Raw genomic sequence first — 12,329 nt, 5'->3', positions numbered from 1 at the left:
GGCCTGATCTCGACGGCCAAAGCACCTTTCGGCGGGGTCAAGATGTCCGGCCCTGGGCGCGAGGGCTCGCGTCACGGGCTCGATGACTGCCTGGAACTCAAATATGTCTGCATCGGCGGCATAATACCCGACCACAGGGAGATCGCTTGATGAACTGGGACGAATTTTCTCACTGGGGCCGACATATCTCTGACTGGGCGGCCAGTTACCATCAGACGCTGGCCGACAGGCCTGTGCGTGCGCGGACAAAACCCGGCGACATCGCGGCACAACTGCCCGCGATGCCACCGGATGGCAGCGAGCCGATGGACGCCATCATGGCGGATTTCGAACGTATCGTGATGCCCGGAATGACCCATTGGCAGCATCCGCGTTTCTTTGCCTATTTCCCCGCAAATGCCGCCCCGCCATCGATGCTGGCAGACATGCTGGTGACCACGCTGGCTGCGCAATGCATGCTGTGGCAGACATCGCCCGCCGCCACCGAGCTTGAAACCGTGGTCATCGACTGGCTGCGTCAGGCCATGGCGCTGCCGGAAACGTTCACTGGCGTCATTCAGGACAGCGCCTCGTCGGCAACTCTGTCGGCGGTCCTGACCATGCGAGAACGCGCAACAGGCTATACCGGCAATCGCGACGGCCTTTCGCGCAAAGGCAACCTGAGGATCTATTGCTCGGACCAGGCCCATTCCTCGATCGACCGCGCCTGCTGGGTCGCGGGTATCGGACAGGAAAATCTTGTCAAATTGCCCACCACAGGCCCGCGCTATGCCCTTGACGTCGCGGCGCTACGGGCCGCGATCGCCCAAGACCGCGCTGACGGACATATCCCCGCCGGCCTGATCGCCATCACCGGCGGCACCGGCATTGGCGCGGCAGACGATCTGGCCCCCCTCTTCGACATTGCCCAGGCAGAGGATCTTTACACCCATCTCGACGCGGCATGGGCGGGTTCTGCGATGATCTGCCCCGAATTTCGCGCCGATTTCTGGCAAGGCGCAGAGCGCGCGGACAGCATCGTCTTTAACCCGCATAAGTGGCTGGGCGCACAGTTCGACTGCTCGGTGCAGTTCCTCAAGGATCCCGGACCGCAGCTGAACACGCTGAGGATCGAACCGGAATATCTGAAAACCACGGGCGATGCCGTGACCAATTACTCGGAATGGACGATCCCGCTTGGCCGGCGTTTCCGGGCGCTGAAAATCTGGTTTCTGATCCGCAGCTACGGCCTGGATGGACTGCGGACACGGATGCGCAACCATGTGGCCTGGGCCGGCGAGGTCTGCGATGCGATCCGGGCGCTTGACGGGTTCGAGATCGTCACCGAACCCATTCTGAGCCTGTTCTCATTCCGCTGTCCCGGCGACGATCACACACAGCAAAGGCTGGTAGATGCCATCAACGACGATGGCCGGATCTATTTGACCCAAGCGGCCTTTGGCGGACGAAAGGTCATTCGCCTGCAAGTGGGCCAGTTCGACACCACACGAAACGACGTCCTGATGGCCGCAGAGGTCATCGACGATGTCTGGAGGAGCATTTCATGAGGCTTGGAACCTATTCCGTCGGGGGCGAAACGTTCTACGGCGCCTTCACCCAAGAGGGCGCGATTGCGCTGAACGCGGCTTTTCCGCAATGGAACTCGCTCTATGACGCCATTGCATCCGGCGGGCTGGACGACCTGATCGCAGCCGCGGAAAATGGCAGGATCACCCATACCGGCGTTACCCACGAGATGGTCATGCCGAACGCGCGCCGCATCCTCTGTGTTGGCGTGAATTTCCCCGACCGCAACGCCGAATACAAGGATGGCAGCGCGCAGCCGAAACACATGTCGCTGTTCCCGCGTTTTGCCAGCGGCTTTACCGGACATGGGCAGAACCTCGTACGCCCGCCCGAGAACCATACGCTGGACTATGAGGGCGAGGTGGCGATTGTCATCGGCAAGGCCGGTCGCCGCATCGCGGCCGGGGGTGCCTACGATCATATCGCCGCGCTGACGCTGTGCAACGAAGGCACGATCCGCGACTGGGTTCGGCACGCCAAGTTCAACGTCACGCAGGGCAAGAACTGGGACCGTTCCGGCTCGATCGGTCCCTGGCTGGTTCCGTTCACCGATCCCGCCCAGTTGGACAACGCCCGCATCGTCACCCGCGTGAACGGCGAGGTCCGACAGGATGACACGCTGGACCGGATGATGTTCCCGATCCGCGAGGAAATCGCGTATATTTCGACCTTCATGACCCTGTTGCCCGGCGACATCATCGTCACCGGCACGCCGACCGGCGCTGGCGCGCGGTTCGATCCGCCACGCTATCTCGCGCCCGGCGATGTGGTCGAGGTCGAGGTAGAAGGCATCGGCACTTTGCGCAACGGTGTGGAGGACGAGACGATATGACCCCCGAAGATCACGCCCGCGCGGCAGCCGATCTGTTGCAGGCCGAAGCCACCGGCCAGCAGATCGGGTTGCTGACCGCCCGCCACCCTGAAATGGGCATGGACGACGCCTACGCGGTGCAGAACGCGATCTACCGCGCCAAGCTGGACGAGGGCCGCAAGGTGATTGGCTGGAAGATCGGCCTGACTTCGAAAGCGATGCAAAATGCGCTGAACATCGACATCCCCGATAGCGGCATTCTGTTCGACAACATGCTGTTTGAACCCGGTTCGACCGTGCCTGCGGGGCGGTTCATCCAACCCCGGATCGAGGCCGAGATCGCCTTTGTCATGAAGTCGGCCTTGGGTGGGGCTGATATCACCCACGCCGATGTGGTGGCGGCAACCGATTACGTCGCGCCGTCGCTGGAGATCCTCGACACCCGGATCAGGCGCGCCGATCCGGCCACCGGAAAAACGCGAACCGTGTTCGACACGATCAGCGACAATGCCGCCAATGCCGGGATCGTTCTGGGCGCTGAACGCCATCCGGTGGATGGCGTGGATCTGCGATGGGTCGGTGCGATCACCTCGCGCAATGGCGAGGTCGAGGAAACCGGGTTGGGCGCAGGGGTTCTGAACGATCCGGTCGAAAGCGTGGTCTGGCTGGCACGGCGCATGGCGCAATACGGCCAACGGATCGAGCCAGGTCAGATCATCCTCTCCGGCTCTTTCATCCGCCCGGTTGAATGTCCGCCGGGCAGCCGCATTGAGGCCGATTTCGGTCCCTTCGGCGCCGTTGATATCTCTTTCGCCTAAAGGAACAGCCATGCCCGCCCCTCACAACCCGTTCAAGGCCGCGATCACGTCGGGCAAGCCGCAACTGGGATGCTGGCTCGGCCTTGCCGACAGCTATGCCGCCGAAATCAGCGCCGGGGCCGGTTTCGACTGGCTGCTGATCGACGCCGAACACGCGCCCAACGACCTGCGATCCATCATCAGGCAGCTTCAGGTGATTTCAGCCTTTGACAGCCATGCGGTCGTTCGCCCGACAATCGGCGAAAGCTGGATGATCAAGCAACTGCTCGATGCCGGCGCCCAGACATTGCTTGTCCCCATGGTCGAAAGCGCAGCACAGGCAAGAGACCCCGTGCGCGCCGTCACCTATCCGCCGCATGGCATCCGGGGCGTCGGTTCTGCGCTGGCCCGGGCGTCCAGCTTTGCCGCGATATCCGACTATCTGACCACGGCGCAAAACGAGATTTGCCTTCTCGTCCAGGTCGAGAACAATGCCGGCATGGAGGCGCTGGACGACATTCTCATGGTCGAGGGCATCGACGGCGTCTTTATCGGCCCATCAGACCTTGCCGCCGATATGGGCTTTATCGGCAATGCCGGCGCGCCAGAAGTTGAAAAAACAGTCCTTGATGCGATGCGCCGGATCGTGGCCGCCGGCAAGGCCGGCGGGATTCTCACGCTGAACGCCGACATGCAGAAAGCCTGCCTCGACATCGGCGCCACCTTTGTCGCGACCGAGATCGACGTGACACTTTTCGCGTCCGCCATGCGCGCCGAGGCTGCCCGAGCGCGAAAAATGCTGGGCGATGGGCGACAAGAGTGATCCGCCTTGCTGTTGGTGGGTCTTGGCCGCGAACGTAACCGCCGGGCGAGCCGATAAGGCCAACCTCTCGATTTCAGGGTATGGGCCGAGGACCACCAGAGGGTACCGTCTACGCCGTTCGCTGGCTGTCTTGCCAATTGCCCGCGGCCTCCCGTGACCGATCTACAGCTAAATCGGGCTGACAGCCAAGAGCGGTCAGTATTGTCCGATGCTGCGGGATTCGCTGGAAAAGCTCATCACCGAAAGATCGCACGGCACAGAACCCTCGGCAGTCATCGGCAACAGATCTTTAGGACAGGACGACGCCACCACGATCAGGTCCATTTCTAACCAGTGTCGTGCTCAGCATGGCCTTGTCGCGCCATCTTGCCGGTCAAGGTGAAATGCCACCAGCGCGGCCTGGGGTTCATCACGATTGGTCGGCGCTGCCCGCCTGCTGTGACGCGCCATATGGCTGACCGTCCAACTGCCTTTCTGAACCATCATATGATCGACGCAATCCGATCAGATCGTGGACGGCGTGCTGCGCGAGATCTCTGCTCCGAATGCGATGCCCCCACGGGCCGTGAACGACTGATAGCCGTCAGCCGGCCCGTTAGGTTTCGGCAAACCCCGGTCAATACTGCGGACCAAAAACCTCCTTCTGATCGTTGCCTCATCCTTCGAAAGCAGGCTTAGTTCCAACAATGCAACCGAACCGCATTTATATGGATACGCCGACTTGCCGCCATTTCGTGCCATTGCCGTCTTTTATCACGTTGCTCGCCACAACTCGATTGTGCAGGCCGCGAACGAATTGAACGTCACGCCATCTGCGGTCAGCCAGCAAATCAAGGCGCTGGAGGAACAGATCGGCACCACGCTGGTGGCCCGCGATGGCCGCAGCATTCGCCTGACAGAGGCCGGCGAACGCTATTTCGAACTGATCTCTGACAAGGTCGAAGGCGTCATGCAGGCGACGGAACTGATGCGCGGCACCCGGCAGACGGCCAATATGGTCATCCGCACGACGCCGACGATTTCGACCAAATGGCTGCTGCCCCGTCTTGGCCGGTTTCTTGAACTGATGCCCGACACAAATATCCGCATTGATGGCAGCAACGAGCCTGTCGATTTCAACCGCGACAATGTCGATCTGGAAATCCGCCACGGGCTCGGCGGCTGGCCCGGCCTTTATACCGAGCCGCTGACCGAGGAACGCTTTCTGCCCGTCTGCTCACCACAACTTGCGGCGCCAGGTGCGCTGACGCCGGCCGAGGTGCTGGACCTGCCGATTATCCGGTCGCTCAAGGCGCAGATTCAGTGGCGCGCCTGGGCCGAGGCGATGCGCCTCGCCCCGCCCGCCAACAACACCGCACTGTCATTCGATCGGTCGCATATGGCCATCGACGCCGCAGCGCTCGGGCTGGGGGTGGCACTGGAAAGCGAGCTGATGATGGAAGAGGAACTGCGCTCAGGCCGGCTGGTCATGCCGGTCGCACAGACGCCCATGCTGCAAACCGCGACGCAATGGCTGGTCTGTCCGCGTTCCAACCTCCGGCGTCACCGGGTAATGCGGTTGATCGAGTGGCTACGTGACGAAGCCGCCCAATGGCGCCAGAGCAGCCCCGCAAACAGCGCAGATTTTCTACAATAACGAAAAGAAAATGTAATTTTTCTTTCTGACGAACTTGCGCCAATCTTCCCCCGACCGTGGGAGGAGGAACAGGCCCGGTCATGGCAGGCGCGGTGTTGATCGCCCTTCCAGTCGCGTGCCGCAGGCATGCGCAGGGCCGTTTCCTTCTGTCAGATTAACAGGCGCGATAACGCCATCTCTGCAGAGGAAGAACGTCATGAACCTGTCAACGATGCTGGCTGAACGAAATGCCGATGGAAAGCCGATTCGGGTTGGCCTGATCGGCGCCGGCAAGTTCGGATCCATGGTGCTTGCGCAGGCCCGAAAAATCGAGGGTTACCATATCGTCGCGGTCGCTGATCTGGATGTCGGCAAGGTTCGCAAATCGCTGGCGCGCACTGGATGGGAAGACGGAGAATACGCCGCCACGTCGTTCGGGGATGCCATGGACAGCGGCCGGACCTTCGTGACCGACGATGCGGGGGCTTTGTGCGCCTATGACGGGATCGAATGCATCATCGAGGCGACGGGCCACCCGCTGGCCGGCGTTCGCCACGCGCTGCAAGCCATCGACGCGGGCAAGCATCTCGTCATGGTCAATGTCGAGGCCGACGTGATGTGCGGACCCATCCTCGCCCAGAAAGCGCGCGAAAAGGGTGTCGTCTATTCCATGGCCTACGGCGATCAGCCCGCGTTCTGCTGCGAATTGGTCGATTGGGTGCGGTCCTGCGGGTTCGAACTGGTCTCGGCCGGCAAGGGCATGAATTTCCGCCCGCCCTATCGCTATTCCACCCCCGACACGGTCTGGGGTTATTTCGGCTGGTCCGAGGAATTCGTGGCGCAGGGCGATTTCAATCCGAAGATGTACAACTCGTTCACCGATGGCACCAAGGCCGCCATCGAAATGGCCGCCATCGCCAATGGCACCGGGCTGGACTGCCCCGATGACGGGCTGGCCTTCTATCCCGCAGGACTTCAGGATCTGGCGCAGGTCTTCAAGCCGGAATCCAACGGCGGGCGCCTGCCCAAAGCCGGGCTGACCGACATCGCCGCCAGCCGCGAACCGGATGGGCGCGTCGTGCTGAACAACATCCAATACGGCATGTTCGTGACCTTCCGCGCGCCTGATGAATATACGCGCGGCTGCTTTGAACAATATGGCCTGCTGACCGACGATTCCGGCTGGTACGGGTCCATGTGGCGGCCCTTCCACCTGATCGGGTTGGAAACCTCTGTCTCTGTCCTGTCGGCGGTATTGCGCGGGGAACCGACCGGCTCATCCAAGGAATATCGCGGCGACGCGGTGGCCACCGCCAAAAGCGATCTGAAGGCCGGTGACTGGCTGGACGGCGAGGGTGGCTTTGCGACATGGGCAAAAGCGGTTCCCGCAACCCTGTCCACGCGGATAAACGCGCTGCCGATCGGTCTGGCCCACAAGGTCAAGCTGAAGCGCGACGTGCCGCGCGATCAGATCGTGACGCTGGACGATGTCGATCTGGTCGACGATCTGGACGTCGTCAGCGTGCGTCAGGAACAGGTGCAAACCATGGGGCCGAAAGCCTCGGTGGCGGCATGAGCTATGTTGTCCTGCCCAGTTTTGAGGTCAGCGACGAAAACCTCGACGCGTTTCTGGAGGCTGCGCACGCGGACGCCACGCAATCGGTCGCGGATGAACCCGATTGCCTGCAATTCGACGTTTGCATCGACCGCGCGGCCAGTCCGACGCGCGTCACCTTCTATGAGGTCTATACCGACCGCGCCGCGTTCGAACGCCATCTGGAAACTCCGCATCTGGCCGCGTTCCGCGACAGCCTACATCTGTGCACCGAAGGCCCGGTCCAGTTCTTCGACAGGCTGATCCCGTGATCGGGCCGGTCGCGTTCCTGGGCACCGGGCTGATGGGCGGCCCGATATGCGTCAATCTGGCCAGGGCCGGTGCGGATATTCGCGCCTGGAACCGCAGCGTCGATAAGGCCCGTGCGCTTGGCAATGGTGTAGCGGTTGCCGCCAGCCCGGCAGAGGCCGCGAAGGATGCGCAGGCCTGCATTGTCATGCTGTCGGACGGCGCAGCCTGTCGTCAGGTCCTGTTCAAGGATGGCGCGGCAAAGGCGCTTGCGCCCGGCGCGCTGCTGATCGTCATGTCGTCGATTGGTCATCAAGAAGCGCTCGATCTTGCCGCGCAGGCGACGGATCTGGGGCTGCGCTGGATCGACGCGCCGGTATCGGGCGGCACACCTGCCGCCAAGGCCGGAAACCTGTCGATCATGGCAGGCGGGGACGCTGCGGATTTGCAGGCCGCGATGCCGCTGCTGTCCCCGATGGGCACGGTCGTTCATATCGGCCCGGCGGGCACCGGCGCACTGACCAAGCTGATCAACCAGATCACCGTCGCATCGACCATCGCGACGGTGTCCGAGGCCCTGCTGCTGGCCGAGGCCGGCGGCGCAGCCCCGGCCAAGGTCCGCGAGGCCTTGTTGGGCGGCTTCGCCAATTCGCGGATCCTGGACCTGCACGGCAGGCGGATGATCGAAGGCGACTTCGAACCCGGCGGGCCGGCGCGCTATCAGCTGAAAGATACCCGCGCCGCACGCGATGTCGCCGCAGCACTGGGGCTTGAGCTGCCCGTTCTCAATCTCGTGGACGGGCTTTTCGACGATCTCATCGCCCATGGCGGTGGCGATCTGGACCACTCCGCACTTCTGATCGAACTGCGGCGGCGGAACGGGCGCGCGACATAAGCGCGCCACCATTCGCCAATATCTTGAAACAAGGGAGGAAAACATGACCATATCCATCACTCGCCGGGCTTTGACCGGCAGCCTGGCCGCCTTGGCAATCGCAACCACTGCGCTGACCGGCCTGGCGTCGGGCGCCTATGCCCAGACCTCGCTGCGCATGGCGGTGCCTGATCCTGCCGGCAGTTCCGTCGGACGTGCGGCCACCCGTTTTGCCGAACTGGTCAGCGAAAAGACCGATGGTGAGGTCGCAATCGAGGTCTTTCCCGACGGCGTTCTGTTCGGCGGCGACCAGAATGCGGCGGTCAACCAGTTGGGGTCCGGCGCGCTTGACGGGCTGATCCTTGCAAGCTCTGTCTACGCGTCGTTTGAACCCAAGATGAACGCGATCTCGCTGCCCTATCTGTTTGCCGATTACGATCAGCTTCAGGCCTATCTGGGCGGGGAACCCGGCGACGAACTGCTGGCATCGCTGGATCGGTTCGGCATCCACGGGCTGGGCTTTTTCCTGCGCACCTTCCGCGACGTGACAACGCGCGACACCGCCATCACCACGGCCGAGGACTTTCAGGGCGTAACTCTGCGCACCCCGAACAACCCGCTGTTCGTGGCGCTGTTCGAAGCCCTTGGCGCCAACCCGACCCCGATGGCCTTTTCCGAGGTCTATTCGGCACTGCAACTGGGCGCCATCGACGGTCAGGAAAACCCGGTCGAAGTGCCCTATAACAACAAGTTCTCGGAGGTTCAGGGACAGTTGAACATCACTCAGCACCTCGCCGACAGCTTCTTGGTGGCGCTGTCTGGCAACGCCTGGGACAGCATCCCCGAAGAACATCGCGAGGCCGTGCAGCAAGCCGCAGACGAGATGATCGCGGAACATGACGCCGAAGAAATCGCGGCCGAACAGGATATCATCGCCAAGCTGCAGGACGAGGGCATGCAGGTGAACCATTTCGCTGATGGTAAACTGGAGCGCGTGCAGGAAATCGCCCGCAGCATCTATCCTGAGTTCGAAGACCAGATCGGCGCGGAGTTCATGCAGAAAAGCCTGGATTTCGTCAACCAGTGAACAGACGGTGCCCCCGCGACGGCGTGCGGGGCACCTGATCGCCGGCGGGAGGGTCGGCGCGGCGGCATATGGAGGATGGGAAGATGCAAAGGCTTGACAGGTTGCTCTGGCGCATCGTCGATGCCGCGATCCTGCTGGCGGTGCTGGGCATGGTCGCCCTGATCGCCTTGCAGGTAGGATCAAGGCTGGTTGGCGCCTCGATCCCCTGGACCGAAGAACTGTCGCGTTTTCTGTTCATCTGGACGGTCTGGCTGGGGCTGGCGGCCTCTTTTCGTGCAGGCGCACATCCGGCACTGGAAATCGCGCCGGTGTCGACGTCGCGCCGCCTGCGGCTGGTCTTTACAATCGTGCCGGCGGTCGCAACCGTCATCCTGTTCGTCGCCGTGACCTATTATGGCTACAAACTACTCTCCCAGCAGATCACGTTCGGCGAAAAGTCCCCGATCCTGCAGGTCGGCATGTGGTGGGCCACGCTGCCGCTGGTACTGGGTTCTGCCCTGTCAATCATCGGTGTCGTGGTCGACGCCTGCCAAGGCCATGCCGACAAGTCCGATTTCCAGAAGGCCGTTGCCAGTCATGAAGGGAATGCCAAATGAGCCTTACGCTGCTTGCCATATTCTTCGTCCTCGCCGTTCTGGGCGTCCCGCTGGCGGTCGCTTTGGGACTGAGTACGCTGTCGGTGCTGTGGTGGTTCGGCCTGCCGATCAGCATGATCACGCAGACCATGGCGACGTCCATCAATTCATTCCTGCTGATCGCGGTGCCGCTGTTCATCATGGCCGGGCTGATCATGGAACGCGGCGGGTTGTCGGAACGCATCTTCGATGCCGCCGAGGCCCTGATCGGGCGATTCCGGGGCGGGCTTGGACAGGTGAATATCGCATCATCCTTTGTCTTCGGCGGCATTTCGGGTTCATCGGTCGCCGATATCGCCAGCCTAGGCCCGATCACCATCCGGTCGATGACATCGCGGGGCTATCCCCTGCCCTATTCGGCGGCCCTGACGCTGATCACCGCCACGCTGGCCACGCTGGTGCCGCCGTCGATCCTGATCATCATCGCGGCGGCGGCGTCCGGTCAATCGGTCGGCGGCGCACTGGCCGGCGGTCTGGGGCCGGGCATTCTGCTGGCACTTAGCCTTGCGCTTTATAACTATTGGGTGTCGCGCCGACGAGGTTACGGCAAGCAAGTCGTCTTCGATCCACGCCGAACCGCCCGCGCCTTGATGCGTGCGCTGCCTTCTGTTGGTGCGCCGATCATTATTCTGACCGGCATGTTTTCAGGCATCGTCACCCCAACCGAGGCCGCAGGTCTGGCCGTGGTATACACGCTGCTGGTCGCCGGGCTGCTGCACCGTGAAATCGGCTGGCGCGACGTGCTGGAACTGGCCATTCAGGCCGGGCGCACCGCGGGCGCGGTGCTGCTGATCCTGATGGTCGCGAGCGCGGCGACCTATATCTTTACCGTCGATCAATTGCCGCGAAAGGCATCCGGCCTGCTGGACATACTGGGCGGATCGGGGTTTCTGGTTCTGATCTTCATGGGCGTGATCTTCCTTATCGTCGGCATGCTGATGGACATCGTCGCCGCCGCCCTGATGCTGATCCCGGTGCTGATGCCCGCAGCCGTTCAGGCCGGCGTGCACCCGATGCATTTCCTGATCTTCATGTCGGCGTCACTGGCGGTGGGGCTGGCCTCACCGCCGGTCGGCACATGCCTGTTCGCGACGGCCTATGTGTCAAAGCTGCCGATTCCCACGCTGATCAAGGCGGCCCTGCCCTTCTATGCGATCAACATCCTTGTGCTGATCCTTGTCGCGGCCTTCCCGCAGATCGTCTTGTGGCCGATGGAGCTGCTGACCTGATCAAGGCAAGGAAGCGCTGGATCGTCATGGATTTTCAGGCAGCACCAAAACACAATTGGTTCTGCATTTGCCAGGCGTCTGCATTGAAGCGCCCTCACTAAACTGGTCCAAAAACGGCGTTCGTTTTTTCCCGTTTGCAGCAGCACCGAGAGATGGCTGGCAAGCGGGACAGACGCCAAGCTCTCATACAAGAGACAGTGTCGTCCTGCGCATCAAAGCACGACCGTTTTCGCGCCGTTGATGAAAACCCGTCCTTCAAGATGCAGCTTTACGGCCCGCGCCAATACGCGGGATTCGATATCCCTGCCGATGGCGACAAGATCATCCGGCATCATCGTGTGGCTCACACGCTCGACATCCTGTTCGATGATCGGCCCCTCATCGAGATCGCCGGTGACGTAATGCGCCGTGGCCCCGATATGCTTTACGCCACGGGCATGGGCCTGATGGTAGGGCTTGGCCCCCTTGAAGCTGGGCAAGAAGGAATGATGGATATTGATTGCGCGGCCCGAAAGCTTGCGCGCCAGATCGTCCGACAGGATCTGCATGTAACGTGCCAGCACCACGAGATCCGCCTCTAGCGCGTCGGCCAGATCGACAAGTCGCGCTTCGATCTCGGGCTTGGTATCGCGCGTGACGGGCCAGTGATGAAACGGCACCCCCTCGCGCGCGGCCACGCCCTCGGCGTCGGGATGGTTCGACACAATGGCGCAAATCTCGGCGTTGAGCCAGCCGCTGTGGGCTTGATAGAGAAGATGCAAGAGCGCGTGATCGAATTTCGACACCATGACGATCAACCGGGGCTTGCGCGCGGCGGGCGCCAAGTCGAGATCAAGGTCGAAGGCTTCGCGCGCCGACATCAAGGCGCCAGCGATATCTGCCGCAACGGGCGCGAGAAAGCTGACCCGCAGGAAGAAGCGGCCGCAACCCTCGTCCCAGAACTGGTTGCTTTCCACCAGATTGGCCCCGCAATCCGCAAGTGCCGCGGTGATTGCCGCGACGATACCGGGCTGCGCCCGACACGACACGCGAAGGATCATCCGCTCGGT

At 62.2% G+C, this 12,329-nt stretch carries 13 protein-coding genes and 1 pseudogene; 12 read left to right on the top strand and 2 right to left on the bottom strand.

Translation table 11 applies throughout. The features are described from left to right. The 5 genes and pseudogenes from CUV01_RS19685 to CUV01_RS13280 all read left to right on the top strand — a co-directional run. Positions 1–150, top strand: a pseudogene (locus tag CUV01_RS19685) (aldehyde dehydrogenase family protein); the annotation flags it as partial. Further along, a complete protein-coding gene (locus CUV01_RS13295; RefSeq protein WP_101460896.1) occupies positions 150–1,547 on the top strand; it encodes a pyridoxal phosphate-dependent decarboxylase family protein in 1,398 nt (465 codons plus the stop codon). The pseudogene CUV01_RS19685 and the gene CUV01_RS13295, both read left to right, overlap by 1 nt. Continuing rightward, positions 1,544–2,398, top strand: coding sequence for a fumarylacetoacetate hydrolase family protein (locus CUV01_RS13290; protein WP_101460895.1), 855 nt, complete (start codon positions 1,544–1,546; stop codon positions 2,396–2,398). Before CUV01_RS13295 ends, CUV01_RS13290 begins: the two co-directional genes overlap by 4 nt. Further along, complete coding sequence (gene hpaH / locus CUV01_RS13285; RefSeq protein WP_101460894.1) at positions 2,395–3,195, top strand: 2-oxo-hept-4-ene-1,7-dioate hydratase; 801 nt, start codon at positions 2,395–2,397, stop codon at positions 3,193–3,195. Before CUV01_RS13290 ends, hpaH begins: the two co-directional genes overlap by 4 nt. A gap of 10 nt (positions 3,196–3,205) precedes the next feature. Then, positions 3,206–3,997: an aldolase/citrate lyase family protein gene (locus tag CUV01_RS13280; protein WP_101460893.1), complete on the top strand. Its 792-nt coding sequence runs from the start codon at positions 3,206–3,208 to the stop codon at positions 3,995–3,997. Positions 3,998–4,192: 195 nt separating this feature from the next. On the opposite strand, the gene CUV01_RS20255 is transcribed toward CUV01_RS13280, so the two are convergent. Then, entirely contained in the window at positions 4,193–4,321 is a 129-nt protein-coding gene (locus CUV01_RS20255; RefSeq protein WP_277869372.1) for a hypothetical protein, read from the bottom strand. 397 nt (positions 4,322–4,718) lie between these two features. Here CUV01_RS20255 and CUV01_RS13275 point away from each other — a divergent pair, with 397 nt between their 5' ends. The 7 genes from CUV01_RS13275 to CUV01_RS13245 all read left to right on the top strand — a co-directional run bounded on the left by CUV01_RS13275 (position 4,719) and on the right by CUV01_RS13245 (position 11,280). Continuing rightward, positions 4,719–5,633, top strand: a complete 915-nt coding sequence (locus tag CUV01_RS13275; protein WP_101460892.1) for a LysR substrate-binding domain-containing protein — start codon at positions 4,719–4,721, stop codon at positions 5,631–5,633. Between the two features lie 196 nt (positions 5,634–5,829). Then, a complete protein-coding gene (locus CUV01_RS13270; RefSeq protein WP_101460891.1) occupies positions 5,830–7,188 on the top strand; it encodes an NAD(P)H-dependent oxidoreductase in 1,359 nt (452 codons plus the stop codon). After that, positions 7,185–7,478 carry a putative quinol monooxygenase gene (locus CUV01_RS13265; RefSeq protein ID WP_101460890.1) on the top strand — a complete coding sequence of 98 codons (294 nt, stop codon included), beginning with the start codon at positions 7,185–7,187 and terminating at the stop codon, positions 7,476–7,478. Before CUV01_RS13270 ends, CUV01_RS13265 begins: the two co-directional genes overlap by 4 nt. Then, a complete protein-coding gene (locus CUV01_RS13260; protein ID WP_198731821.1) occupies positions 7,475–8,350 on the top strand; it encodes an NAD(P)-dependent oxidoreductase in 876 nt (291 codons plus the stop codon). The genes CUV01_RS13265 and CUV01_RS13260 overlap by 4 nt, the downstream gene beginning before the upstream one ends. Positions 8,351–8,393: 43 nt before the next feature. Next, the gene (locus tag CUV01_RS13255; RefSeq protein WP_198731820.1) at positions 8,394–9,416 is read left to right on the top strand and encodes a DctP family TRAP transporter solute-binding subunit; all 1,023 of its coding nucleotides are present in this window, start codon (positions 8,394–8,396) and stop codon (positions 9,414–9,416) included. An 83-nt stretch (positions 9,417–9,499) separates the two neighbouring features. Further along, entirely contained in the window at positions 9,500–10,012 is a 513-nt protein-coding gene (locus CUV01_RS13250; protein ID WP_157994862.1) for a TRAP transporter small permease, read from the top strand. Next, complete coding sequence (locus CUV01_RS13245; protein WP_101460888.1) at positions 10,009–11,280, top strand: TRAP transporter large permease; 1,272 nt, start codon at positions 10,009–10,011, stop codon at positions 11,278–11,280. Before CUV01_RS13250 ends, CUV01_RS13245 begins: the two co-directional genes overlap by 4 nt. Before the next feature lie 212 nt (positions 11,281–11,492). On the opposite strand, the gene purU is transcribed toward CUV01_RS13245, so the two are convergent. After that, positions 11,493–12,320, bottom strand: a complete 828-nt coding sequence (gene purU / locus CUV01_RS13240) for a formyltetrahydrofolate deformylase (RefSeq protein WP_101462084.1) — start codon at positions 12,318–12,320, stop codon at positions 11,493–11,495. Between the last annotated feature and the right edge of the window lie 9 nt (positions 12,321–12,329).

The sequence above is a fragment of the Paracoccus tegillarcae genome, from assembly GCF_002847305.1.
GTDB lineage: Bacteria > Pseudomonadota > Alphaproteobacteria > Rhodobacterales > Rhodobacteraceae > Paracoccus > Paracoccus tegillarcae.
Note: the sequence above shows the minus strand (reverse complement) of the source record. Positions and strands in the feature narration are given on the sequence as shown.

Coding starts and splice junctions, on each gene's coding strand:
- CUV01_RS13255 (WP_198731820.1), top strand. CDS start 8,394: ATGACCATATCCATCACTCGCCGGGCTTTGACCGGCAGCCTGGCCGCC.
- CUV01_RS13295 (WP_101460896.1), top strand. CDS start 150: ATGAACTGGGACGAATTTTCTCACTGGGGCCGACATATCTCTGACTGG.
- purU (WP_101462084.1), bottom strand. CDS start 12,320: ATGATCCTTCGCGTGTCGTGTCGGGCGCAGCCCGGTATCGTCGCGGCA.
- hpaH (WP_101460894.1), top strand. CDS start 2,395: ATGACCCCCGAAGATCACGCCCGCGCGGCAGCCGATCTGTTGCAGGCC.
- CUV01_RS13290 (WP_101460895.1), top strand. CDS start 1,544: ATGAGGCTTGGAACCTATTCCGTCGGGGGCGAAACGTTCTACGGCGCC.
- CUV01_RS13245 (WP_101460888.1), top strand. CDS start 10,009: ATGAGCCTTACGCTGCTTGCCATATTCTTCGTCCTCGCCGTTCTGGGC.
- CUV01_RS13265 (WP_101460890.1), top strand. CDS start 7,185: ATGAGCTATGTTGTCCTGCCCAGTTTTGAGGTCAGCGACGAAAACCTC.
- CUV01_RS13280 (WP_101460893.1), top strand. CDS start 3,206: ATGCCCGCCCCTCACAACCCGTTCAAGGCCGCGATCACGTCGGGCAAG.
- CUV01_RS13270 (WP_101460891.1), top strand. CDS start 5,830: ATGAACCTGTCAACGATGCTGGCTGAACGAAATGCCGATGGAAAGCCG.
- CUV01_RS13250 (WP_157994862.1), top strand. CDS start 9,500: ATGCAAAGGCTTGACAGGTTGCTCTGGCGCATCGTCGATGCCGCGATC.
- CUV01_RS20255 (WP_277869372.1), bottom strand. CDS start 4,321: ATGGACCTGATCGTGGTGGCGTCGTCCTGTCCTAAAGATCTGTTGCCG.